The organism is Cellulomonas oligotrophica, assembly GCF_013409875.1.
Lineage (GTDB): Bacteria > Actinomycetota > Actinomycetes > Actinomycetales > Cellulomonadaceae > Cellulomonas > Cellulomonas oligotrophica.
In genome coordinates this window covers 2,113,723-2,138,014 of the sequence record NZ_JACCBK010000001.1, presented here as the reverse complement: position 1 = coordinate 2,138,014, position 24,292 = coordinate 2,113,723, and the positions used below count along the sequence as shown (strand labels likewise).

Sequence of the window (24,292 nt, the reverse complement as noted above, 5' to 3'; positions counted from 1 at the left end):
CCGTGGCCGAGCCCACGACCGAGACGCTGCCGCCCCTGCCCGTCGGCGACGCGACCCTGCGCGACAAGCACCTGCTCGGCCTGCCCGCCGGGGTCGAGCACTACGAGGTCGAGGTGCTCGCCGCCAGCCGCTTCCGCAACGTGCGCTGGGAGGTCACCGGCGCCGAGGCCGCGACCCGCACCGGCCTCGTGCCCGCCGTCACCGCCGCGCTCGGCATCCGCGCCGTCAAGGCGTCCGCGCGCGCCCTGCGGCTCGGCCGCGCCGCCACGCTCGTCGGCCCCTGGGCGACCACCGCCGAGGACGCCGTCGCCGTCGGCCTGCCTGCGTCGACCACGGTCGTGTGGGTGCTGGACTGCCCCGTCGAGCGCGGCGAGAAGCCCTGGCCCGGCGGTGACCGCGACGGCCTCAAGCGGGCCTTCCCCGACGGCATGCCCGTGCGCGGCGAGGAGCGGTACCTGCAGTGGCTCGTCGCCGTCGCCCGCCGGCTGCGCGGCGCGATCCGCACCAGCACCGGCGCCGTCCTCACCCCCGACCCCGACGCGGCCACCGACCTCACGGTCCTGGCCGACCACTGGGTCGAGCCCGCCGAGGTCCTCGAGGTCGTCCAGCGCGTGCACGCCGGGGCCTACCTGTCCGAGCCGGACGCCGACGGGTGGCGCGGCCCGAGCAGCGGCGTCGGGCGCGACTCCCAGGGCGCCGTCGGCGGGTCGCCCGAGGCCGGCGGGTCCGGGCTGCGTGCCGCCCTCGAGGAGCACGGCGTCGCCGACGAGGACGAGCGCCGCCGCCTGTACGCCGAGGCGGCCGCCTTCGACGAGCACATGCTCCAGAACCCCCCGCCGTCCGAGGGGTTCGGCGTCCTCGTCGACCTCGGCGTCGACGGGATGCTCGCGGTCGAGGTCGCCGCCGCCGAGCCGCAGCTGCTGCCGCCGCTCATCGCCGAGCTGCCGTGGGCCGCGGACGGCGTCGTCGCCTACCGCGTCCGGTGGGAGCCGTTCTCGATCGAGGAGATCGAGGCCGAGAAGCCGTCGTTCGAGCACCGGGTCGCGCGCTCGCGGTCCGCGCCGAAGATCCAGGCCATCGCCAAGGCCGTGCACGGGCTCGTGGGCGGCGAGATCGCCGACGAGGCGGACTTCCTGGTCCACCCCGACGACCTCTGAGCCCGGGCCCGCCGGTCCGCTCCGGATGCCGGGCCGGGCGACCGCGGGTAGGAACGACGCATGGGAGATCTCGTGCGGTCCGCCGCCCTCGGCCTGGCCACCGGCGGCCGCTCGTCCGTCGCGTTCGCCGTGCCGGTCGTCGTCGCCACCCGCGGGCGGGACGACGCGCCGTCGCGGGCCCTGCGGGCGATCGCCCGCGCCGCGGTGCTCGGCGAGGTCGTGGCCGACAAGCTCCCGGTGACGCCCAGCCGGCTCGGCTCCCCGCAGCTCGCGGTGCGGCTCGTCGCCGGCGCCGCCGGTGCGCTCGCGCTCGCCGTCGTCGAGCGGCGCGGTCCGGTCGCCGTCGGGGGCGCACCTGTCGTCGGCGCCCTGGGGGCCTTCGTCGGGTCGGTGGTCGGGGCGTCGTGGCGCGAGCAGGCCGCCGCGTCCGGCGTCGCCGCCCTGCAGCCCGACCTGCGGGCCGCCCTCGTCGAGGACGCCGCGGTGCTCGCCACCGCCGCCGCCCTCACCGCCTGAACCGCACCGCCTGAACCGCCCCGCCGGGGACTCCCCGGCACGCCGACGGTCCCGCGGGCGGGCCGCTCGTCGACCGCACCGACGCCCGCCGGAGGACGCATGGACCTGGGGATCACCGGCCGCACCGCGCTCGTCACCGGAGGGGACTCCGGGATCGGCTGGCACACCGCGCGGCTCCTGCTCGACGAGGGGGTGCGCGTCGTGCTCACCGACCAGGACCCGCAGGCCCTGGCCGAGGCCGCCGACCGGCTGGGTGCCGGCCCGGACGCGCTGACGGCCCGCGCGGCGGACCTCACGCGGCCCGCGGACGTCGACGCGCTCGTCGCGCACGCCCGCGCCACGCTCGGCGACCCCACCGTGCTCGTGCACGCCGCGGGCGTCACGGGGGCGCAGGGGCTGTTCCACGAGATCGACGACGACGGCTGGCAGCAGACCCTCGAGATCGACCTGCTCGCGGCCGTGCGCGTGGTCCGCGCGTTCCTGCCAGCCATGCGCACCGCGGGCTGGGGGCGCGTGGTGCTGCTGGCGTCCGAGGACGCGGTCCAGCCGTACCCTGACGAGCTGCCCTACTGCGCGGCCAAGGCCGGCATCCTCGCGCTGTCCAAGGGGCTGTCGGCCACGTACTCCGGCGAGGGCGTGCTGACCAACGCGGTGTCCCCGGCCTTCGTCGAGACCCCGATGACCGACGCGATGATGGAGAAGCGGGCGGCCGAGCGCGGCACCGACCTCGACGAGGCCGTCCGCAGCTTCCTCGCCGAGGAGCGCCCGCACATGGAGCTCGGGCGGCGCGGCCGGCCCGAGGAGGTCGCCGCCGTGATCGGGTTCCTCTGCTCCGAGCGCGCGTCGTTCGTCACCGGGTCCAACTACCGGGTCGACGCCGGCTCGGTCGCCACGATCTGAGCCGTGCCCGGCCGTGGGGCGGCTGCCGGTGCCCTACGGTCGGGGGGTGCCCTGGCAGACCGTCTCCTCGCGTGTCGTCTACGAGAACCCGTGGATCACCGTCCGGGAGGACGCGACCACGACGCCCGACGGCCGCCCCGGCGTGTACGGCGTGGTCGAGCTGCGGCCGTCGGTGTTCGTCGTCGCCCTGACCGACGACGACGAGGTGGTGCTGGTGACCGTGGACCGCTACACCACCGGTCCGGGGTCGCTGGAGGTGCCCGCCGGCGGCACCGACGGGCAGGACCCGCTCGTGGCGGCGCAGCGCGAGCTCGCCGAGGAGGCCGGGCTGACGGCGCGGGAGTGGACGGCCGTCGGCACGACGGAGGCGCTGAACGGCATCGCCCGCGCGGTCGAGCACGTGTTCGTCGCGCGCGGCCTGGAGCCGGTCGGCGACGCCGCCGCGACCGCGCACGAGCAGGGCGTCGAGGGGATCACCGCGGTCCGCGCCGTCCCGTTCGGCGAGGTCCTCGCGATGGTCCGCGACGGCCGGGTCCGTGACGGCGAGACGGTGGCCGCGCTCGCCCTGGCGGCCCTGCACCTGGGCCGGCTGGCCTGAGACGGGCCCGCTGAGACGGGCGTGCCGGGTCAGACCCGCTGGGCGCGCTCCAGGCGGGCGTAGCGGCCGTCGGCGGCCATGAGCTCGTCGTGGCTGCCGACCTCGACGACGCGCCCGTGGTCGAGCACCACGATGCGGTCGGCGCCGCGGATCGTCGAGAGGCGGTGCGCGACCACCAGCGTGGTGCGGCCCTGCATGAGGCGGGCCAGGGCGTCGCGGACGAGGGCCTCGGACTCCGGGTCCAGGGCCGAGGTCGCCTCGTCGAGCAGCAGCACGCGCGGGTCGCGGACCAGCGCGCGGGCGATCGCGAGGCGCTGGCGCTGGCCGCCGGACAGGCGCGCCCCGCGCTCGCCGACCACGGTGTGCCAGCCGTCGGGCAGGTCGTCGACGATCTGCGCGGCGTTGGCGTCCTCCAGCGCGGCGCGCACGCGCGCGTCGGGCACGTCGCCCAGCCCGTAGGTGACGTTGTCGCGGATCGACCCCTCGAACAGCACCGACTCCTGCGGCACGACCGACACGTGCCGGCGGTACGTGCGCAGGTCGAGCGTCGCGGCGTCGACGCCGTCGAGCAGCACCCGCCCGGACGTGGGGCGCAGGAACCCGAGCGCGAGGTTGAGCAGCGTGGACTTGCCCGACCCGGACGGGCCGACGAACGCGACCGTCTCGCCGGGGCGCACGTCGAGGTCGACGCCGTCGAGGGCGTCGGAGTCCGCGTCCGCGTACCGCACGTGCACGCCGTCGAGCACGAGGCGGCCCTCGACCGCGGCCACGTGCGCCTTGCCCTCGTTCTCCTCCAGGTCGGGCTCGGTCAGCACCTCGGCGACCGACCGCACGGACTCCAGGCCCTTGGCAGCGACGGGCAGCAGCATGAGCAGCGCGGTCACGCCGCCGGTGATGAGCGTGAAGTTCGACGACAGCAGCACCACCTGGCCCGCCGTCACGGGGAACCAGCCGCTGACGGACGCGGTGGCGGCGAGCACGAGGCACGCCACGCCGAGCAGCTGCAGGCCGACCCACGACAGCGACGCGAACCGGCCGTTGAGCACGTCGAGCTCGTACCCCGAGGTGCGCACGCCCTCGGCGCCCTCGGCGACGCGGTCGCGCGCGGTCTCCTCCAGGCCGTGCGCGCGCGTGATCGGCATGAGCGTGGCCATCTCGCCCACGCGCGCGGAGAACCGCTCGACCTGGCGGCGGAAGTCCTCGTTGCGGGCGCGCGAGCGGCGCGAGAGGGCGTGCCGCAGCACCACGGCCAGCGGGATGGTCAGCGCGTACACCGGCAGGAACTGCGGCACGGACGTCGCGGTCGTGACGACGGCGCCGACCACCACCATCGTCGACGACAGCAGCGGGTGCGTGACCTGCTGGAGCATGAGCTCGACGTTCTCGACGTCGCGCACGACCTTGGTCTGCACGATCGAGGACGAGACGCGCTGGTGGAAGCCGATCGACAGGCTCTGCAGGCGGGCCGCCAGGGCGTTGCGCAGGTCGGCGCCGATCTGCCGCACGGCGCCCATGTAGAGCTTGGTGTAGGCCACGTGGTTCGGGTAGTTCTGCGCGAGCGCGACGAGCGCGACGCCCGCCCACAGCCACAGCTCACGCAGCGGGCCGCCCGCGACGACCACGTCGATGACCCGCGCGGTGATCAGCGGCATGAGCCACAGCGGCGTGTCCTTGAGCGCGAAGAAGCCGACGGCCGCGGCCACCCGCCGCCGGTGCATGCCGAGCAGGCGCAGGACCGAGCGCAGGGGGTGCTGCCCGTCGACGTCGACGGACCGGCACCGGGGGGAGGAGGTCACCCGTCCATCCTTGCCCGCGCGCGACGGCGGGGGAAGGCGCTTGCCAACTTCACCCGCCCTGTCCGCGGTCGTGGCGGGGTCGTCCGGCCGAGACCTGGCCGTGGGACGACGGTTGTGCGAACCTGGTCGGGAGCGAGGCGCTGGACCGCCCGCTCCCGGACGAGCGGCGCCGTACCCGGAGTGCGACAAGACGGCGACCTGCGGAGGTCTGCCATGTCCTGGCTCGTGCTCGTCCTGTCCGGCGTCCTCGAGGCCGTCTGGGCCACCGCCCTCGGCCGCTCGGAGGGCTTCACCCGACTCGCCCCCACGGTCGTGTTCGGCGTCGCGCTGATCGGCAGCATGGGTGGCCTCGCGTGGGCGATGCGCGAGCTGCCCACCGGCACCGCGTACGCCGTGTGGGTCGGGGTCGGTGCGTCGCTGACCGTCGCGTGGGCCATGCTCACCGGCGCCGAGCCGGCGAGCCTGGTCAAGGTGCTGCTGATCCTCGGGATCGTCGGCTGCGTGGTCGGCCTCAAGCTCGCGCACTGACCGCGGCCACGGGGCCCGGCAGCACGACGGCGCCGCGACCGGTCGGTCGCGGCGCCGTCGACGTGCGGGGTGTCAGACGCGGAAGCGGCTGACGACGGTGGCGAGCTCGGCGGCCATCGAGGCCAGCTCGTTGACGCCCTGCTGGGACTGGGACACGTTGGTTGTCGTCGTGCCGGCCGCCTGCGCGACGCCCGAGATGTTCTGGGCGATCTCGCCGGAGCCCGAGGCGGCCTCGGTGGCCGAGCGGGAGATCTCCTGGGTGGTGGCGGTCTGCTCCTCGACGGCGGAGGCGATGGTCTGCTGGTAGCCGCTGATGGAGGCGATGATGCCGGAGATGCCGGAGATGGCCTCGACGGCGCCGTCGGTGTCGGCCTGGATGGCCTCGACGCGGCGGGAGATGTCGTCGGTGGCGCGCGCCGTCTCCTGCGCGAGCTCCTTGACCTCGCCGGCCACGACGGCGAAGCCCTTGCCGGCCTCGCCGGCGCGGGCGGCCTCGATGGTGGCGTTGAGCGCGAGGAGGTTGGTCTGCTCGGCGATCGAGGTGATGAGCTTGACGACGTTGCTGATCTCGCGGCTGGAGTCGCCCAGGCGCTGGATCGTGGTGGTGCTGGTCTCGGCGGCCTCGACGCCCTCCTGCGCCACCCGGGCGGCCTCACCGGCGTTCTGCGCGATCTCGCGGATGGAGGCGCCCATCTGCTCGCTGGCGGCGGCGACGGTCTGCACGCTCCGCGAGACCTGCTCGGCGGCCGCGGACACGACGCCCGCCTGCGCGGCGGTCTCCTCGGCGCCGGCGGCGATCTGCTGGGTGTTCGCGGAGAGCTGCTCCGAGGCGCCGGCGACCGAGCCGGAGGACGCCTCGATGGTCGCGATGACCCCGCGCAGGTTGACCACGGCCGCGTCGAGGGCGGTGCCCATCTGCCCGAGCTCGTCGCGGGAGTCCAGGCCGGAGGTGGCGGTGAGGTCGTTGCGCTCGAGAGCGTCGCACACACGCCGCACGGCGGCGACGCTGCTGACGATCCCGCGGGCCACGAACCACGCCAGCGCGATGGCCGCGACGAGGCCGACGACGAGGACGATGATGAACGTGGAGCGGTCGCCGGCGTACGCCGCGTCGGACGCCGCCACGGCCGTGGACGCGTCCTCGGTCTCGTTCTCGACGATCTGCGCCGTCGCGGCAGCCATCGCGTCGATGAACGGCGCTGCCTGGGTGTCGCGGGCCTCGATCCAGTCGTCGTAGGCCTTGGCCGCGCCCGCCGGGAAGAGGACGTCGTCGCGGACCTGGACGTACCCGTCGAGGCCGGTGAGGAAGTCCTCGAGCAGCGCGACCTCCTCGTCCTCCGGACCGAGCGAGAGGTAGAAGTCGGCGGACTCGCGGATCTCCTGCTCGAACCCCTCGGCGTCCGCAGCGGCCTTGTCGATGCCGGCCTGGTCCTGCGAGAGCGCCTGGTTGGCGACGGCGAGGCGCAGCTTGGTCATGGCGCCGTCCAACTCCTCGGCGGTGCGCACGGCGGCCAGGCTCGTGTCGTACATGGCCCGCGTGCTGGCCGAGGAGTCCGCGAGGCCGCTCAGGCCCAGGAGGCCCACGACGAGGGCGACGACGGCCGCGACGCCGACGGCCGTGAGGATCTTGACGTTGACGCTGACGTCGGCGACGCGGAACCTGCGGGTTCGGCCGCGTGCCGGTGGTGAGGAGAGGCTCATGTGTGTGCTCCGGGTGCGGGCGGCCCGGGGCGGGTCGCGTCCTCCGTCCTCTCGGCCGCGCGGGGCCCGCTCTGAGCATCCCCGCCGGGAATCACCCCGATCGGGCACGGCCCGTCCGGACGTCCCGGTGCACGACGACGCCCAGGGGCGTGCGTGCAGCGCCGGTTCAGCGGCGGAACGTGCCGACCAGCGCCGAGAGCTCGACGGACATCGCGGCCAGGGCGCTGACGCCCTCCTGCGACTGCGCGACGCTCATCGTCGTCGTGGCGGACGCCTCGGCCACGCCGGCGATGTTCGCGGCGATCTCGCTCGACCCCGTGGCCACCTCGACGGTCGACCGCGAGATCTCCTGGGTCGTGGCCGTCTGCTCCTCGACGGCCGACGCGATGGTCTGCTGGTAGGCGCTGATCGAGGCGATCACCTCGGAGATGTGCTCGACGGCGTCGACCGCCTGCTGCGTGTCGCCCTGGATGGTCTCGACGCGGCGCGAGATGTCCTCCGTGGCGCGGGCGGTCTCCTGCGCGAGCTCCTTGACCTCTCCGGCCACGACCGCGAAGCCCTTGCCTGCCTCGCCGGCGCGGGCGGCCTCGATGGTCGCGTTCAGGGCCAGCAGGTTGGTCTGCTCGGCGATCGAGGTGATGAGCTTGACGACGTTGCCGATCTCGCGGCTGGAGTCGCCGAGCCGGGAGATGGTGGTGGTGCTGGCGGCGGCGGCCTGCACGGCCTCCTCGGCGACGCGGGCGGCCTCGCCGGCGTTCTGCGCGATCTCGCGGATCGACAGGCCCATCTCCTCGCTCGCGGAGGCGACGGTCTGCACGCCGCGGGACACCTGCTCGGCCGCGGCCGACACGACGCCCGCCTGCACGGACGTCTCCTCCGCACCGGCGGCGATCTGCTGGGTCGCGGCCGCGAGCTCCTCGGAGGCGCCGGCCACGGACGTCGCGGACTCGTCGATGGTGCCGACGACCCCGCGCAGCGTGGCGACGGCCGAGTCGAGGGCCGTGCCCATGCGGCCGACCTCGTCGCGCTGGGTCAGGCCCGCGGTGACGGTGAGGTCGCTGCGCTCCAGCGCGGCGCAGACGTCCTGCACGCGGTGCAGGCTGTGGACGATCTGCCGGGCGACGACGACGCCCACGCCGACGGCGGCGGCGATGCCGAACGCGAGCAGCGCGAGGAAGACCGCCCGGTCGGTGCGGTACTCGTCGTCGGCCTCCACGACCGCGACGTCCGCGTCCGTGCGGGCCGTCTCGGAGAGCTCGTCGAGGGTGGCCTCCATCTGCTCGGCGAGCGGCTGGGCCTGCTCGGTGCGCGCCGCCATCCACTCGTCGTACGCGTCGACCGCGCCGAGCGGGACGAGCACCTCGTCCCGCACCTGGTCGTAGGCGTCGAGGGAGGCGAGGACCTCCTCCAGCGACGCGGCCTCGGAGGCGTCCGCCAGCTCGGCGTACTGGTCGGCGTAGCTGCGCAGGGACGCCTCGGCCTCGGCGACGGCCTCGAGGCTGGCGGCCACCTCCTCCTCGGTCTGCGAGAGCGCGTGGTCCGCGACGGCCAGGCGCATCTCCAGGAGCGCGACCTCCATGAGGAGCGAGTCGTGGACCGCCTCGAGGTCGCGCTCGGCGATGGCGTGGGTGCGCTCGGCCGAGTCGTGCAGGCCCTGCAGCCCGAGCGCCCCGACCCCGACCGCGACGGCGGCGGCGACGCCGACGGCGGTGAGGACCTTCGTCTGCACGCCGAGGTCGGCGAACCGGCGGCGGCCGGCGGCCGTGGTCGCGGGTGTCGTCATGGGAGGGCTCCTGGGCGTGCGTCGTCGGATCGGTATGCCTGGACGGTCGTCCGGCTGGCACCGGTCAGGAGCGTTTCGGCCCGACTTCACCCCGCTCGGACGCGACCTCCACCCGCGTCGGAGCCCGCCACGTCCGCGAACTGGGTGCGGTACAGGTCGGCGTACAGCCCGCCGGCCTCCAGCAGCTGCGCGTGCGTGCCCTGCTCGACGACGCGACCGGCGTCCAGGACGACGACGAGGTCCGCCTGCCGCACGGTCGACAGACGGTGCGCGATGACCAGCGACGTCCGTCCGGCCAGCGCGGCGTCGAGCGCGACCTGCACGGCGGCCTCGGACTCGGAGTCCAGGTGCGCGGTGGCCTCGTCGAGCACGACGACGTCGGGCGCCTTGAGCAGCAGCCGCGCGATCGCCAGCCGCTGGCGCTCGCCGCCGGACAGGCGGTAGCCGCGGTCGCCCACGACCGTCTCCAGGCCCTCGGGCAGCGACGCGACCAGGTCCCACACGTGCGCGGCGCGCAGCGCGTCCGCCAGCTCGGCGTCGGTCGCGTCGGGCCGGGCGAGGCGCAGGTTGCCCGCGATGGTGTCGTGGAAGAGGTGCGCCTCCTGGCTGACGACGCCGACGGTGGCTCGCAGCGACGCCGCGGTCACGTCGCGCAGGTCCTGCCCGGCGATGCGCACCGCGCCGCCCGTGGGGTCGTACATGCGCGTCACGAGCTGGGAGATCGTCGTCTTGCCGGCGCCCGAGGGGCCGACGAGGGCGACCATCGACCCGGCCGGGACGGTGAACGTCACGTCGTGGAGCGTGTCGGCGACCGGGTCGTGGCGCAGCGCGGCGACGGACTCCAGCGACGCGAGCGACACCTCGTCGGCCGCCGGGTAGCGGAAGTCCGCGTGGTCGAGCTCGACGGACGCCCCGTGCGCCGCGACGGCGGCGCGCAGGTCCGCGGCGTCGGTCTTCTCGGCGACCATCGGCTCCAGGTCGAGCACCTCGAGCACGCGCTCGAACGAGACCAGCGCCGTCATCACGTCGACCTGCACGTTCGACATCGCGGTCAGGGGACCGTAGAGCCGCCCGAGGTAGGCCGCGAGGGCCACGACGACGCCGACGGTGAGCTGGCCGCTGATCGCCATGAGCCCGCCGAGCCCGTAGACGACGGCGGTGGCGACGGCGGCGACCGTGGTCAGACCGATGCGGAACCACGTGGAGTACAGGGCCATCCGCACGCCGATGTCCCGCACGCGCCCGGTCTGCTCGGCATAGGCCGCGGACTCGCGCGCGGGGTCGCCGAACACCTTGACCAGGTGCGCGCCGGCGACGTTGAACCGCTCGGTCATGGTCTGCGACGCGTCGGCGTTGAGCTCGTAGCTCTCGCGCGTGATGTCGGCGATGCGGCGCCCGAACCAGCGCGCGGGCAGCACGAACACCGGCAGCAGCACCAGCGAGACGAGCGTGAGCTGCCACGACATCGACAGCATGGCGGCCAGCACGAACACGACCGTCAGGGAGTTGCTCACGACGTTGGACAGCGTGGACGTGAACGCCTGCTGCGCGCCGAGCACGTCGCCGTTGAGCCGTTGCACGAGCGCGCCGGTGCGGGTGCGGGAGAAGAACGCGAGCGGCATGCGCTGCACGTGGTCGAACACGGCGGTGCGCAGGTCGTGGATGAGGCCCTCGCCGATCCGCGCGGACACCCACCGCTCGCCGACGCCGAGCACGGCCTGCACGACCGCCAGCAGGGCGATCACGGAGGCCGTGCTCACGACCAGCCCGGTGTCACCGGTGGCGACGCCGTCGTCGATCAGGCGCTGGACCAGCCACGGCGACGCGGCCCCGGCGGCGGCGCCGACGGCGATGAGGACGAGGAACACCGCGAGCTGCGGGCGGTAGGGGTGCGCGAAGCGCAGGACGCGGCGCAGCGTGCCGCGCTGCAGGCGCTGGTGGACCACGGACCGGTCGGTGCCGAATCCGCGCATCATCGGGTTGCCGCCGCGCGGCATGCCGGTGGGGCTCATGGGGCCTCCTGGGGGCGGAGGGGCGGGACGGCGCGCGGGCGAGCGGCGCCGATGCTGAGGTTACCTCACCATGAGCGTCATTCACCTTCGGGATGTTCCCGGGTAGCCTGCGCCCGTGGGCGAGCACGGGTGGCAGGACGGCGAGGTGCGCGGTGACGGGTGCCCCGCGCCGCGGGCCGGGGCCGCCGACCCCTCCGAGGAGTTCCTCGGCCTCCTGCACGACGTGCTGCGCAGCGTCCGCCGCGAGGCGTCGACGATCCTCGGCCACGACATCACCCCCGGCCAGCTGCGCCTGCTCCGCACCCTCGACCACGCGGGCGAGCCCCGCCGCCTGGGCGAGCTCGCCGAGGTCCTCGACGTCGCCCCCCGGTCCATGACGTCCAAGGTCGACCAGGCCGAGGCCGACGGCTGGGTCCGCCGCGTGCCCGACCCCGCCGACCGCCGCGCCACCCTGGTCGAGCTCACCGACGCCGGCCACGAGCAGCTCGCCCGCCTCTCCGCCCGCCGCCAGGAGGGCGCCCGCGCCCGCCTCGACGTCCTCGCCCCCGACGAGCAGGCCGCCCTCCTGCACCTCCTGCGCCGCGTCGCCCGCGGCTGACGCCCTGCACCCGGGGGACGGCTGACGCCCTGCACCCGGGGGATCGGGCGCGAGCGGCACGCGCTGCCGACGATGGGCCTGTGTACGCGTCAGTGCCTGTCGCTGCGACTGGGTACCCTCCGCCGTGCAGGTCTGGTGGAGCGAGTCGGCGAAGGGGCTCGGCGGGTGTTCAGCGCGTGGGGTGACGAGTCGGGCTCGGTGGCTAGCCGGGACCCCGATGTCTACCTGATGGGGGCGGTCCTCGCGGTGCCCGATGAGGTGCCCGACCTGCGTGCCGCCATGAGGGAGCTGCAACGTCCCCGGGAGAAGAAGGTCCACTGGCACGCCGACTCGGACGGCCGGCACGACACGATCATCGGCGTCGTCGCCGAGCTGCCGATCGAGGGGGTGGTCGTGGTGCGCCACGGCATGCCCGGGGAGAAGGACGAGCGTCGGCGGCGCAAGTGCTTCGAGACGTTCGCCCCCGAGCTCGTCGCGGCCGGTTGCACGAACCTGACTCTGGAGTCCCGCGGGAGGACCGCCGACGAGCGTGATCGCAAGATGCTCGACGCGCTGCGCTCCCAGCGGCGCCTCGACGGGACGCTGCGCCTGGACCACGCAGCCGGGCCCGCTGACCCGGTGCTGTGGATAGCGGACGCGGTGTGCGGGGCGCTGGTCGCCTCTCGCGTCGGGAACCGCCGGTGGTGGGCTCATCTCGAGAAGAAGATGACTGTTCACCTGGTCGACGACGCGTCCCGGACATGACGCGAGCCCCGGGCCCTGTCTTCCGGCAGGATCTCCCGAGGCTCACTTCCGACACCACCTCGATGGTGCGGCTCACAGAAAACTGTACGGCGCGTACGCGGGGCCAGCAAGCGCGTACGCGCACTCCTGCACCTTCTACGCCGCGTCGCCCGTGGCTGACGCACGAAACATGCCAAGATCGGCCGCCGATTGTGCAGCTTGTCGAGATCGTTGAGCAGTTCGGTGCCGAACCCGTGGTGATCAGGGGCGTGGCACCTGCAGGGCGGCGCCGTCCCGCTCCAGTGCCCTGACCGCGGGTCCTCCATCTGCTGCCCTCGTGCACCGGCATCACTCGTGCTCCGGGTGGCTGTCGCGGAGGATGAGGCATGGCTGACGACGCGCCCCCGCGGATGCGGGCGACCTCGGTGAGCATCGGCACTCCCCGTCCGCGGCAGGCGGCGGCGTTCTACGCGGCGCTGCTGGGGTGGCGGGTGACGGCGGACGACGGGCCGGGGCCGGGGGAGCCGCCCGAGGCCGGGTGGGCGCAGGTCGCGCCGCCGCGGGGCGAGACGGGGCTGACGATCAACCTCGAGCACGAGCGGCACTTCGTGGCGCCGGTGTGGCCCGCGCGGCCGGGGGAGCCGCTGGCGTCCCAGCACCTCGACGTGCACGTCGACGGCGATCTCGACGCGGCGGTGGCGCACGCGCTGGCGTGCGGGGCGCGGCTGGCGGACTCCCAGCCGCAGGGCGACGTGCGGGTGATGCTCGACCCGGACGGGCACCCGTTCTGCCTGTTCGTCTGACGGGTCCCGCGGGCGGCGGTAGCGTGCGGGGAACCTACGGGAGGACCCGGCGATGGCGCTGCTGACCTGTCACTTCTTCTCCGAGGCCCTGCAGGAGAGCACCGCGATGACGGTGATCCTGCCGGAGCCCGCGCACGGCCAGATCGGCATGGGCGGGGCCGCGGGCTCCGAGCCGCCGCCGGTGCTGTACCTGCTGCACGGGCTCTCGGACGACGAGTCGATCTGGCTGCGTCGCACGTCGGTCGAGCGGTACGTGGCCGAGCTCGGGCTGGCGGTCGTGATGCCGCGCGGCGGGCGGTCGTTCTACGCGGACGAGGCCTGGGGGAGCGCGTACTGGACGTTCCTGCACGCGGAGCTGCCGGAGGTCGTCGGGCGGTTCCTGCGGGTGTCGCAGCGGCGGGAGGACACGTTCGTCGCCGGCCTGTCGATGGGCGGGTACGGGGCGCTGCGGTGGGCGCTGCGCGAGCCGGGGCGGTTCGCCGCCGCCGCGAGCCTGTCGGGCGCGCTCGGCATCACGGACGCGGCGTCGGCCGAGGCGCGTGACGCGCTCGTGCCGCAGGTGTGGGCGGGTGCGGACCCGGCGGGCGGCGACGACGACCTGCTCGCGCTGCTCGACCGCGCCGACCCGGCGGCCCTGCCTGCCCTGTACGCGACGTGCGGCGCGGACGACCCCCTGCTGGCGTCGCAGCACGCGTTCGCCGCGCGGGCCGCGCAGCGCGGGGTGGCGCTGGAGCACCACGTGCACCCGGGCGTGCACGACTGGGCGTTCTGGGACCGGCGCGTGCAGGACGTGCTGGCGTGGCTGCCGCTGCGCGGGCGGGCGGGCGACGGGGCGGCAGGGGCGTAGCCCGCCGGGGTGCCGACGACGCGGCGCATGACGACGAAGCCGATCGCCCCGACGAGCGCGTTGGTGACCTGGGCGACGACGACGTCGGAGAACCGGTGGGCGTGCGGGGCCGCGTGGTGCCAGGCGGTGAGCGTCGCGCTGCTGAGCACGAGGCCGGTGGTCGCGGTCGCGGCGCCTGCGGCCTGGCTGCGCCGCCACGACGTGGTGGCGGTGGCGCGGAACGTGTAGCGGCGGTGCAGGGTGCTGCCGACGACCGTCGAGACGAGCGTGCCCAGCAGGTGCGCGAGCAGCGCGGGCACCGCGCGACCGGTGGCGACGGCGACCACGAGCGCGTAGACGCCGCTGGCGGCGGTCCCGGTGGCGGCGTAGCGGGCGACCGCAGCGGTCGCGGAGGTGCCGGGGCGGGTGCGCGCGGGTTCCTCCACGGTCGGTCCAGTCGACGGCGCGGGCCCGTGCGAGCGTGGTCGGACGGGGTGAACCGTGCCAGTGGCGGGACCTGCGTCCCTGGTGGCTTGACCGTTCGTCCGTTTGGCGTATGTTAGGCGCGGCTAAGTTAGGTAGACCTCACTCGCTGGGCGTGCGTCCAGCTCAGGGGGTCGCTCTCGAGGGGGAGCCCCACGTGCACGAGCTGCTGTCCGCCGCGTCCGCCGACGCCTACGCCGAGGCCCTGCGGGGCACCGTCGACCGCGTCGCCTCGCGGTTCCGCACCACCACCCAGCCGTTCTCCGGCGCCAGCCGCGACGAGCTCCAGGCCCTCGTCGACGTCGTCGACCTCGACGGCCCCGGCCAGGGCACGAACGCCGCGCTGCGCGAGATCGACGAGCTCTTCGCCCGGCACGCCGTGTACTTCCACGACCCGGGCTACGCCGCGCACCTCAACTGCCCGGTCGCCGTTCCGGCCGTCGCCGCCGAGGCCGTGATCGCCGCCGTCAACGCCAGCGTCGACACCTACGACCAGTCAACGGTCGGCACCCTCATGGAGCGCCGGCTGGTCGCCTGGACCGCCGGCCGCCTCGGGTTCGTCGACGGCGGCGGGGTCTTCACCTCCGGCGGCACCCAGTCCAACCTGCAGGCCCTGCTCGTCGCGCGCGAGCGTGCCCTCGCGCACGCCCCCGGCGCCCACCCCGACGACCTCGTCGTCCTCGCCACGGCGTCGGGCCACTTCTCCGTGCGCAATGCCGTGCGCCTGCTCGGCCTGCCCGCCGACGGCGTCCGGCTCGTCCCCGTCGACGAGGACGGGCGCATGCGCCCCGACGCCCTCGCGATCGCCCTGCGCCACGTCGAGCGCGACGGCCGGCTGCCGATGGCCGTCGTCGCGACCGCCGGCACCACCGACCGCGGCTGCGTCGACCCGCTCGCCGCGATCGCCGACGTCTGCGACGCCGCCGACGTCTGGCTGCACGTCGACGCCGCCTACGGCTGCGGCCTGCTGGTCAGCCCCACGCGCCGGCACCTGCTCGACGGCGTCGAGCGCGCCCGCTCCGTCACCGTCGACTTCCACAAGGCGTTCTTCCAGCCCGTCTCGTCGTCCGCGCTCGTCGTGCGGCACGCCGCCGACCTGCGGCACGTCGCCCACCACGCCGACTACCTCAACCCCGAGGACTCCGACGAGCCCAACCAGGTCGACGTCTCCCTGCAGACCACGCGCCGGTTCGACGCCCTCAAGCTCTGGGCCACCCTGCGCGCCCTGGGCCCCGACCGCATCGGCGAGATGGTCGACGCGACCATCGACCTCACCGCCGCCGTCCACGACCTCGTCGAGCGCGACACCGAGCTGCACCTGCTCGCCCGCACCGACCTGTCCACCGTGCTGTTCCGCTACCAGCCCGACGGCGTCGACGACGAGCAGGCCGACGCCCTCGTCGCCGGCGTGCGCCGCAGGCTCTTCGACGCGGGCCGGGCGCTGGTCGCCCGGACCGTCCTCGACGGGCGGCCGTGCCTGAAGCTCACGCTGCTCAACCCCGAGACGTCCGTCGCCGACGTGCGGCACGTCCTGGAGCTCGTGCGCGCCGCCGGCGCCGCCCTGCTCGCCGAGCAGCGGCTCGCGGAGGTGGCCCGGTGACCGCCGGCGCAGGGCACGTGCACGACGTCGTCGGCGTCGGCATCGGCCCGTTCAACCTCGGCCTCGCCGCGCTCGCGGACCCCCTCGACCTCGACACCGTCTTCCTCGACCGGGCCGAGGAGTTCCGCTGGCACCCGGGCATGATGCTCGACGGCGCGACCATCCAGGTGCCGTTCCTCGCCGACCTGGTGACGATGGCCGACCCGACCAGCCGGTACTCGTTCCTCGCGTGGCTCAAGGCCACCGGGCGGCTGTACGCGTTCTACATCCGGGAGAGCTTCTACCCGCTGCGCGCCGAGTACGACGCGTACTGCCGGTGGGTCGCCGACCAGCTCGGCTCGCTGCGCTGGGGCCGTACGGTCACGTCCGTCGAGGTCGACCCCGACGACGAGGACCTCTACGTGGTGCACGCGCGCACGGCCGACGGCGTCGAGCGGTACCGCACGCGGCACGTCGTGCTCGGCGTGGGCACCCAGCCGGTCGTCCCCGAGGCGCTGCGCGGGCTCGACGGGCCCGCGATCCACACGTCGCAGTACCTCGACCGGCGCGCCGAGCTGCAGGCCGCCGGGTCGATCACCGTGGTGGGGTCGGGGCAGTCCGCGGCCGAGGTGTACCGCGACCTGCTCGACGGCACCCGCACCCACGGCTACCGGCTGGACTGGGTGACGCGCTCGCCCCGGTTCTTCCCCATGGAGTACACCAAGCTGACGCTCGAGATGACGTCGCCGGAGTACACCGACCACTTCCACGCCCTGCCCGAGGCGCTGCGCGACCGGCTCACGCGCGAGCAGCGCGGCCTGTACAAGGGCATCAGCGGCGACCTCGTCGACGAGATCTACGACACCCTGTACCGCATGAGCGCGACCGGCCCCGTGCCGACCACCCTGCTGACCGACACCGAGGTGACCGCCGCCGCCTGGGACGGCGAGGAGTACACGCTGCGCCTGCGCCACGGGCAGCTCGGCACCGAGCACGAGCGGCGCACGCAGGCGCTCGTCCTGGCCACCGGGTACGCCGCCCAGGTCCCCGACGTGGTGCTCGGCATCGCGCACCGCCTCGACTGGGACGCGCGCGGGCGGCTCGACGTGGCGCGCGACTACTCCGTCGACGGCGGCCGCCGACGGGTGTTCGTGCAGAACGGCGAGGAGCACACGCACGGGCTCACCGCGCCCGACCTGGGCTTCGGCCCGTGGCGGTCGTCGGCGATCCTCGCGGTGGTCTGCGGGCGCGAGGTCTACCCCCGCGAGCAGCGGATCGCGTTCCAGGACTTCGGCGTCCCCACCGGTGCGCACCCCGCGCCGGCCGGGACGGTCGCACCGGCCGGGGTGCCCGCGGAGGCCGGCCGGTGACCGGTCGGCACGTGCGCCTGGGCGCCCCGCCCGACGTCGCGGACGACCCGGCCGCACCCGGGGACGCGGCGCGTCCGGCGGACGGGCCGCGCGTCCCGACCCCGGCGGGCGACCCCGCGCCGCGTCCCGTCACCGGGCCCGGCGTGCCCGTGCTGCGGCCCGTGCGCCGCAGCGCCGAGACGACGATGCTGCCGACCGCGACCGCCCCCGCCGAGGCGTGGCGCCGCATCGGCCCGATCCGCCTCGACCGGGTGGTCCCGCACCGCGACGCGCTGCTGCTGCACTCCTGGCTGACGCACCCCGCGTCCCGGTTCTGGCAGATGGACCACCTCGGGCTGCCCGAGATCCTCGCCTACGAGCTCGCGCTCGCCGCGTCCCCGCACGAGCACGCGTGGCTCGGGCGGGTCGCGGGGCGCCCGACGTTCATGGTCGAGACGTACGACCCCGCGCGGGTGCTGCTCGACGAGGTGTTCGACGCCCGTCCCGGCGACGTGGGCATGCACCTGCTGGTGGCCCCGCCCGAGGCCGCGCCGCTGCACGGCCTCACCGACGCCGTCATGGCCGCGACGCTGCGGTTCTGCTTCGCCACGCTGCACGCCGACCGCGTCGTCGTCGAGCCCGACGTGAACAACGCCCCGATCGCCGCGAAGAACGCCGCCGGCGGGTTCCGCGTCGTGCAGGAGGTGCAGCTCGGCACCAAGCGTGCCGCGCTGTCGGTGTGCACGCGCGAGGACTTCGCGCGCTCCCGCCTCGGGCAGCCGCCGCTGCCGCCGGCCGCCGCGAGCGTCGGCACCCTCGGCCCGCGTCGTCGGGCCCGGGCCCGACGCCGTGCCGCCGAGCCGCCCGCCGCCCCGCCGGGCCTGCCGCTCGCCCCGCCCCAAACCACCGAGGACCCGTCATGACCGCAGCACCCACCGTCGCCGAGCCCGCCCTGACCGGGTCGGGCCCGCGCACGACGACGCACCCCGCACCCCACCCGGCCGCCCACCTGACGCCCGAGGCGATGGCCGCGGCGCAGCGCCACCTCGTGGCCAAGGCGATCGCCGAGCTGACGCACGAGCGGCTCCTCGCCCCGTCCCGCGACCGCGCCGCGTCCGCCGACGGCGCGTACGTCCTCGCGCTCGACGCCCTCGACGGCGGTGCCGTGACGTACCGGTTCCGGGCCCGCCGCCTGGCGCTCGAGCACTGGGCCGTGGACGAGGCGAGCCTGCTGCGCGAGGTCGACGGCACACCCGCGCCGCTGGACGTGCAGGAGCTCGTGCTGGAGCTGCAGCCGCTGCTGCGGATCCCCGACGACCTGCTCGCCCTGTACCTGGAGGAGCTCGCGGCCACGCTGGCGTCCGCCGCGTACAAGCACCACCGCGGCGGGCCGGCCGTCGCCGAGCTGCTCGACGCCGACCTGGCGACCGTCGAGGCCGCGATGACCGAGGGGCACCCCGGCTTCGTGGCCAACAACGGCCGGATCGGCCTGGGCGTCGGGGAGCACGACGCGTACGCGCCCGAGGCGGCCCGGCCGGTGCGGCTGGTGTGGCTCGCCGCGCGTCGCGCGCTGAGCCACGTCGCCACCGGCGACGGGCTCACCGAGGACGCGCTGTACCGGCACGAGCTGGGTGACGCGACGCTCGCGGCGTTCGCCGACCGGCTCCGCGCGCTCGGCCTCGACCCCGCCGAGTACCGCTACCTGCCCGTGCACCCCTGGCAGTGGGAGCACAAGGTCGCCGTGACGTTCGCGCCCGACGTGGCGCGCCGCGACCTCGTGCTGCTGGGGGAGTCAGCGGACGAGTACCGCGCGCAGCAGTCCGTGCGCACGTTCCTCAACGTGTCCCGGCCCGACCGGCACTACGTCAAGACGGCCCTCGGCGTGCAGAACATGGGGTTCCTGCGCGGGCTCTCGCCCGCGTACATGCGCGCGACGCCCGCCATCAACGACTGGGTCGCCGACCTCGTCGAGAACGACCCCGAGCTCGTCGCGTGCGGCGTGCGGGTGCTGCGCGAGCGCGCGTCGATCGGGTACACGGGCGACGCGTACCACCGCACGGCCCGCCCCAACGCGCACCGCAAGCTCATCGCGGCCCTGTGGCGCGAGCAGCCCCTCACGCGCGTGCCTGCCGGGCACCGCCTGGCGACCATGGCCGCGCTGCTGCACCGCGACGGCGCCGGCGACGCCTACGCCACGGCCGCCGTGCGGGCGTCGGGCCTGGCGCCCGCGGACTGGCTGCGCGCGTACCTGCGGGTCTACCTGCGGCCGCTCGTGCACTGCCTGCGCGCGCACGACCTGGCGTTCATGCCGCACGGCGAGAACGTCATCCTCGAGCTCGCCGACCACGTGCCCGTCGGGGCGTTCCTCAAGGACATCGGCGAGGAGGTCGCCGTCCTGTCCGACCGGCCCGTGCTGCCCGCGTCCGTCGAGCGGGTCCGGCACCCCGTCGACGACGCCGAGAAGGCCCTGGCGGTGTTCACCGACGTGCTCGACGGCGTGCTGCGGCACCTCGCCGCCATCCTCGTGCTCGACGAGGTCATGACCGAGGGCGAGTTCTGGGGCGTCGTCGCCGAGACGGTCGACGGGCACCTGGCCGACCACCCCGACCTGCCCTCCGGCGTCGACCTGCGCGCCGCGCGGTTCGCGCACTCGTGCCTCAACCGGCTGCAGCTGCGCAACACGCTGCAGATGGTCGACCTCACCGACCAGTCGTCGTCGCTGATCTACGCCGGGACGCTGGCCAACCCGGTCGCGCGCGGTGCCGTCGCCGGGCAGGAGCACGCGGCTGCGGGCGTGCACGAGACTTCCTGACGTGAGCTTCGAGGTCTTCCGGGACGCCCAGGGCGTCCCGCACGTGCGCGCGTCCGACGAGCGTGCGCTGGCGTACGGGCAGGGCTGGGTCACCGCGCGCGACCGGGCGTGGCAGGTGCAGACCGACCTGTGGCGCGCCCAGGGGCGGATGGCCGAGCACGTCGGCCCCGCGGGCGTGGCGTGGGACGTGCTCGCGCGCCGCGCCCGGTTCGCGTCCACCGCGCAGCGCGCGTACGCCGCCCTCGGCGACGACGACCGCGCCTGGGTCGGCGCGTACGTCGACGGGGTCAACGCCGGGCTCGCGGCCGCCGGGCCGGTGGCGGAGGTCGTCGAGCTCGACCGCGTGCTGGGCGGCACCACGGGCTGGGACCCGTGGCCGGCCTGGGCGCCGCTGGCGGTCTTCCTGGTCAACCACGCGCTGTTCTCGTCCGCGCCGCGCGTGCTCTGGCACGACCACCTGGTGCGCGCCGCCCGCGCGTCCGGGCACCCGGGCCTGGCCGGCACGGACCCGCTCGACCTCGTGCGGCTGTTCGAGCCCGCGGCCGACGACCCGGGCAGCGGCTCCAACGCGTGGGCCCTGCACGGGTCCCGCACCACGTCCGGGCACCCCCTGCTGGCCGGCGACCCGCACCGCGTGCTCGAGCTGCCGGGCGTCTACCAGCAGGTGCGTCTCGCGTGCGACGCGTACGACGTGCTGGGTCTCGCGTTCCCCGGCGTGCCGGGGGTGCCGCACTTCGCGCACACCGGTACTACCGCGTGGGGCATCACGAACGCGGTCGCGCACTCCGGCGAGCTGTTCCGCGAGCTGCTGCGCCGCACCGGCGGGCGGCGCGACGGCCGGTGGGAGGCCCGCGGGCCCGGCTGCTGGGAGCCGTGCGACGCGACGACGGAGCAGGTGCTTGTCCGCGGCGGCGCACCCGTGGACGTCGAGGTGCTGGAGACTGCCCGCGGCGTCGTCGTGGTCCGCGGCCTCGACCCGCACGACCCGGCGTGGGCGGGTGCGCACGCGCCCGACCCGCAGGGCTCGACCTCCGCGGCCGTCGACGACGTGCCCGACGACGGCCGCCCCGCGGGCGAGCAGGAGACCGTGCCGCTCGTCGCCGTGCACCTCGAGGCCGGGTACGCGCTGCGCCTGCAGGCCCGCGTCGACGACGACCTCGGGTTCGGCTGCCTGCGCCCCCTGCTGCGCGCCCGCACCGCGCACGACGTGGCCGCGGCGATGGCCGGCTGGGTCGACCCCGTCAACCGGGTGCTGGCCGCCGACGCCGACGGCACCGTGCTGGCGTTCGACGCCGGGCGCGCCGCCGACCGCCCGCCCGAGCAGCGTCTGCTGCCGCTCGACGCCTGGGAGCCCCCGCACGTGCCCCGTCCGTGGCGTCCCCTGGCCCCGCCGACGGTCGTGACGGACCAGGCCGCCGACGCCAACGAGCGCCCCGCCGACCCGGCCCGCGACCACGGCAGCGTCTACGCGCCCCACCGCGGCGACCGCGTCCGCGCGCTGCTCGCGGAGCGCCGCGACCGCCCCCTCGGGCCGCCGGACATGGCGGAGATCCACGCCGACACGCACCTGGCCGGTGCGGAGCCCCTGCTCGCGCTCGTGGCGGACGCCGTCGCGCCCGGCTCCCCGACCCTGAGCCCCGCCGTCGCCGCCGTGCGCACCCGGCTGCTGGCCTGGGACCGGCGCATGGACGCCGGCTCGGTCGGCGCCGGGCTCTTCGCGGCGCTGCGGTCCGCGCTCGTCGTGCGGCTGTGCGCCGAGCCCGGCCTGGCACCGCTCGCCGCGCCGCACGGCCTCGGCGAGGCCTGGGACGCGTGGTTCGGCCTGCGCGGCCGCGTCGCCGCCGTGCTCCCCGGCCTGCTGGCCCGCCCCGACCTCGTGGGTGACGGTCCCGCGCACGTGCGGGCCGCGCTCGAGCAGGTCGCCGGCGGGCAGGTGGGCACCTGGGGCGACCGGCACACCGTGCGCCCCACCCACGTGCTCGCCGAGGTGCCCGGCGCCGCCGTCCCCGTCGTCCCGCCGGTGCCGCTCGGCGGCGACCAGGACACCGTGCGCTGCACCGGCACCGTGCCGGGCGTCACCGACCGGGCGTTCCGTGGCTCCGTGGCCCGCTGGGTGTGGGACCTCGCCGACCGCGACGCCAGCCGCTGGGGCGTGCCGTTCGGCAGCGCCGGCGACCCGGCGTCGGAGCACTTCGCCGACCAGCACCCCGGCTGGGCCGCGGCGGAGACGGTCCAGGTCGTCACCGCGTGGGACGCCCTCACGCGCGAGCACGGCTCCGACCACCCGGACGACGCGGGGGACCGCCCGTGACGGCGACCGCCCCCGACCGCGTCACGGCGCACCTGGCCGCCCTCGGCCGCGGCGGCACCGTCGACGAGCGCGACCTGCCGGGCCTCGGCACCCTCACCACGACGGTGCTCGACCCGGACGCCGAGCTCGACGTGCTGCACGCGTGGGTCACGGCCCGCGGCACCCAGTTCTGGGGCCTGGCGGAGCTGACCCGCGAGGAGCTGCGCGAGACGTACGCGTACGTCGACCGCCTCGACCACCACCACGCGCTGCTCGTCCGCCTCGACGGCGCGCCGGTGGTGCTCCTGCAGGTCTACGAGCCCGCGCTCGACCCCGTCGGCGAGGTCTACGACGTGCAGCCCGGCGACCTCGGCCTGCACGTCCTGCTGGGCGGGCGGCCCGCGCACGTCCGCGGCACCGGCTGGACGAGCCGGCTGTTCGTCGCGCTGGCGGACGTGCTCTTCGACCAGCCCGGCGTGCGGCGACTGGTCGGCGAGCCCGACGCCCGCAACACCCCCATGCTGCGCCGGGCCCTCCTCTTCGGCGCCGAGCTCGGCCCGGAGGTCGACCTGCCCACCAAGCGGGCCCGCCTCTTCTTCGTCACCCGCTGAGCAGCCCTGTCGGGCCGGTCGGGCCTGGGCGCGCGGGCTCGACGCCGTCCGCGGACGGGTCGCGGGCGCAGGACGTCGTCCCGCTCCGCCTCAGACCTCGGCGGTCGGGGCCGCCGCCGTGCTGCGGGTGGTCGCGACGGCGTGGGCGGGCGTCACGTCGCGGACGACCTCGAGCGGCTCGACCGCGTCCCCGTCGCCCAGGCGCGACCAGTACCGGGCCGTCGCCACGACGAGCGCCGGGTCGAGGTAGACCCGTACGGCCGACTGCGAGGCGTAGCACCGCAGCAGCGCCAGCTTGGTCTCGACGTGCCCGTCGATCGTCGCGTAGGACGTCGGACGGAAGTCGACGGTCGACGACGGGCTCTGGTAGCAGGCCACGAACGGCACGCGGCGGGCGGCGACCACGGTCGCCTCGTGCACCGCGCGGTGGTCCTGGTGCCGGTCGTGGGCGCCGTGCGTGTACACGACGTCGGGGCGGACCTCGGCGACGACCTCCTCGACGGCGGCGAGCGTCGCACCGCTCGTGCCGAGCGCGGTGTCGGGCAGGTCGCGCAGGAACAGCCGCGCCCCGAGCAGCTCCGCGGCCGCGACGGCCTCGGCCTCGCGCACGGCGGCCTCACCGCCCCGGGCCCCGCGCGAGAGCGTCAGGACCACCACCGCGTCCCCGCGTGCCCGGTGTGCGGCGAGCGTGCCGCCGACCCCGATCTCGACGTCGTCCGGGTGCGCTCCGACCGCGAGGACCACCGCGCGCCGGGTGCGGGAGCGCGCGCCGCGTGCCCGTGCGCCGAGCCGCTCGACGGCGGCGACGAGCGCGGGTCCGTCGACGGGAGCGACGAGCAGGTCCTGCGCACCGTGCCGCAGCGCGGTGAGCGCTCCCTCGACGTCGAGCCGGTCGGTCAGCAGGAGCACCGCGGCGTCCGGCGCCTGCGTGCGCACCGTCTCGACGACCCGACCCGCCCGGGTGAGCAGGTCGGCGTCTGCGACGACGACGTCGGGGTCGCCGGCCGCGGCGGCGGTGGGTGCGTGCGCCGGGTCCGCGACCGTCACCACGTCCGCACCGGCGCCGCGCAGCACCTGCGCGGCGTGCCCGGCGGCACGGTGGTCCTGCAGCACCACGAGCACGCGCAACGGCGGTCGCACCATCGGCCTTCTCCCCCCGGCTGGGCCGTCCTGCACCGCCACGGTAGGGGTCCCGGGTGCTCGGCGCGCGCCCGCGGGGTCGGTGCC

General features: G+C 75.7%; 20 protein-coding genes, 1 pseudogene and 1 riboswitch. Of the genes and pseudogenes, 15 read left to right on the top strand and 6 right to left on the bottom strand.

Features of this window, described 5'->3' with window-relative positions; genetic code table 11:
* Positions 1 to 2 precede the first annotated feature (2 nt).
* From BKA21_RS09585 to BKA21_RS09570, 4 genes are all read left to right on the top strand, one after another.
* Positions 3 to 1,157 carry a hypothetical protein gene (locus BKA21_RS09585; RefSeq protein ID WP_140457996.1) on the top strand — a complete coding sequence of 385 codons (1,155 nt, stop codon included), beginning with the start codon at positions 3 to 5 and terminating at the stop codon, positions 1,155 to 1,157.
* A 60-nt stretch (positions 1,158 to 1,217) separates the two neighbouring features.
* Positions 1,218 to 1,673: a hypothetical protein gene (locus BKA21_RS09580; protein ID WP_140457995.1), complete on the top strand. Its 456-nt coding sequence runs from the start codon at positions 1,218 to 1,220 to the stop codon at positions 1,671 to 1,673.
* Between the two features lie 99 nt (positions 1,674 to 1,772).
* Complete coding sequence (locus BKA21_RS09575) at positions 1,773 to 2,573, top strand: SDR family NAD(P)-dependent oxidoreductase (RefSeq protein WP_140457994.1); 801 nt, start codon at positions 1,773 to 1,775, stop codon at positions 2,571 to 2,573.
* Between the two features lie 46 nt (positions 2,574 to 2,619).
* Positions 2,620 to 3,171, top strand: a complete 552-nt coding sequence (locus tag BKA21_RS09570) for an NUDIX domain-containing protein (RefSeq protein ID WP_140457993.1) — start codon at positions 2,620 to 2,622, stop codon at positions 3,169 to 3,171.
* 29 nt (positions 3,172 to 3,200) lie between these two features.
* Here the strand turns inward: BKA21_RS09570 and BKA21_RS09565 are convergent, their stop codons facing one another.
* On the bottom strand, positions 3,201 to 4,967 hold the full coding sequence (locus BKA21_RS09565) for an ABC transporter ATP-binding protein (protein ID WP_239072876.1): 1,767 nt from the start codon (positions 4,965 to 4,967) through the stop codon (positions 3,201 to 3,203).
* A 134-nt stretch (positions 4,968 to 5,101) separates the two neighbouring features.
* Positions 5,102 to 5,167, top strand: a riboswitch (guanidine-III (ykkC-III) riboswitch).
* A 13-nt stretch (positions 5,168 to 5,180) separates the two neighbouring features.
* Here BKA21_RS09565 and BKA21_RS09560 point away from each other — a divergent pair.
* Positions 5,181 to 5,495, top strand: coding sequence for a DMT family transporter (locus BKA21_RS09560; RefSeq protein ID WP_140457992.1), 315 nt, complete (start codon positions 5,181 to 5,183; stop codon positions 5,493 to 5,495).
* 72 nt (positions 5,496 to 5,567) lie between these two features.
* On the opposite strand, the gene BKA21_RS09555 is transcribed toward BKA21_RS09560, so the two are convergent.
* From BKA21_RS09555 to BKA21_RS09545, 3 genes are all read right to left on the bottom strand, one after another.
* Complete coding sequence (locus BKA21_RS09555) at positions 5,568 to 7,196, bottom strand: methyl-accepting chemotaxis protein (protein WP_140457991.1); 1,629 nt, start codon at positions 7,194 to 7,196, stop codon at positions 5,568 to 5,570.
* Between the two features lie 166 nt (positions 7,197 to 7,362).
* On the bottom strand, positions 7,363 to 8,979 hold the full coding sequence (locus BKA21_RS09550; protein WP_140457990.1) for a methyl-accepting chemotaxis protein: 1,617 nt from the start codon (positions 8,977 to 8,979) through the stop codon (positions 7,363 to 7,365).
* A gap of 86 nt (positions 8,980 to 9,065) precedes the next feature.
* Positions 9,066 to 10,991: an ABC transporter ATP-binding protein gene (locus tag BKA21_RS09545; protein ID WP_373308182.1), complete on the bottom strand. Its 1,926-nt coding sequence runs from the start codon at positions 10,989 to 10,991 to the stop codon at positions 9,066 to 9,068.
* A gap of 115 nt (positions 10,992 to 11,106) precedes the next feature.
* On the opposite strand from BKA21_RS09545, the gene BKA21_RS09540 reads away from it, so the two are divergent.
* From BKA21_RS09540 to BKA21_RS09525, 4 genes are all read left to right on the top strand, one after another.
* A complete protein-coding gene (locus BKA21_RS09540) occupies positions 11,107 to 11,589 on the top strand; it encodes a MarR family winged helix-turn-helix transcriptional regulator (protein ID WP_239072877.1) in 483 nt (160 codons plus the stop codon).
* 279 nt (positions 11,590 to 11,868) lie between these two features.
* Complete coding sequence (locus tag BKA21_RS09535; RefSeq protein WP_179625347.1) at positions 11,869 to 12,333, top strand: hypothetical protein; 465 nt, start codon at positions 11,869 to 11,871, stop codon at positions 12,331 to 12,333.
* Positions 12,334 to 12,698: 365 nt separating this feature from the next.
* Positions 12,699 to 13,115, top strand: a complete 417-nt coding sequence (locus BKA21_RS09530) for a VOC family protein (protein ID WP_140457989.1) — start codon at positions 12,699 to 12,701, stop codon at positions 13,113 to 13,115.
* A 52-nt stretch (positions 13,116 to 13,167) separates the two neighbouring features.
* Positions 13,168 to 13,962, top strand: a complete 795-nt coding sequence (locus tag BKA21_RS09525; protein ID WP_140457988.1) for an alpha/beta hydrolase — start codon at positions 13,168 to 13,170, stop codon at positions 13,960 to 13,962.
* Between the two features lie 77 nt (positions 13,963 to 14,039).
* Here BKA21_RS09525 and BKA21_RS20365 read toward each other — a convergent pair.
* Positions 14,040 to 14,288 (bottom strand): annotated as a pseudogene (locus BKA21_RS20365) (GtrA family protein); the annotation flags it as partial.
* A 293-nt stretch (positions 14,289 to 14,581) separates the two neighbouring features.
* On the opposite strand from BKA21_RS20365, the gene BKA21_RS09515 reads away from it, so the two are divergent.
* From BKA21_RS09515 to BKA21_RS09490, 6 genes are read left to right on the top strand one after another with little or no spacing between them, the layout of a single operon-like run.
* Positions 14,582 to 16,024 carry a pyridoxal phosphate-dependent decarboxylase family protein gene (locus BKA21_RS09515; protein WP_140457987.1) on the top strand — a complete coding sequence of 481 codons (1,443 nt, stop codon included), beginning with the start codon at positions 14,582 to 14,584 and terminating at the stop codon, positions 16,022 to 16,024.
* Positions 16,021 to 17,373 (top strand): lysine N(6)-hydroxylase/L-ornithine N(5)-oxygenase family protein, encoded by a 1,353-nt coding sequence (locus tag BKA21_RS09510; RefSeq protein ID WP_140457986.1) that lies wholly within the window; start codon positions 16,021 to 16,023, stop codon positions 17,371 to 17,373. Before BKA21_RS09515 ends, BKA21_RS09510 begins: the two co-directional genes overlap by 4 nt.
* The gene (locus BKA21_RS09505; protein ID WP_239072879.1) at positions 17,370 to 18,275 is read left to right on the top strand and encodes a GNAT family N-acetyltransferase; all 906 of its coding nucleotides are present in this window, start codon (positions 17,370 to 17,372) and stop codon (positions 18,273 to 18,275) included. The genes BKA21_RS09510 and BKA21_RS09505 overlap by 4 nt, the downstream gene beginning before the upstream one ends.
* Positions 18,272 to 20,164, top strand: a complete 1,893-nt coding sequence (locus tag BKA21_RS09500) for an IucA/IucC family protein (protein WP_140457985.1) — start codon at positions 18,272 to 18,274, stop codon at positions 20,162 to 20,164. Before BKA21_RS09505 ends, BKA21_RS09500 begins: the two co-directional genes overlap by 4 nt.
* A gap of 1 nt (position 20,165) precedes the next feature.
* Positions 20,166 to 22,475: a penicillin acylase family protein gene (locus tag BKA21_RS09495; protein ID WP_140457984.1), complete on the top strand. Its 2,310-nt coding sequence runs from the start codon at positions 20,166 to 20,168 to the stop codon at positions 22,473 to 22,475.
* Positions 22,472 to 23,065: a GNAT family N-acetyltransferase gene (locus BKA21_RS09490; protein WP_203793483.1), complete on the top strand. Its 594-nt coding sequence runs from the start codon at positions 22,472 to 22,474 to the stop codon at positions 23,063 to 23,065. The genes BKA21_RS09495 and BKA21_RS09490 overlap by 4 nt, the downstream gene beginning before the upstream one ends.
* A 90-nt stretch (positions 23,066 to 23,155) precedes the next feature.
* Here BKA21_RS09490 and BKA21_RS09485 read toward each other — a convergent pair whose 3' ends face one another.
* On the bottom strand, positions 23,156 to 24,208 hold the full coding sequence (locus BKA21_RS09485; protein WP_140457983.1) for a PIG-L family deacetylase: 1,053 nt from the start codon (positions 24,206 to 24,208) through the stop codon (positions 23,156 to 23,158).
* Between the last annotated feature and the right edge of the window lie 84 nt (positions 24,209 to 24,292).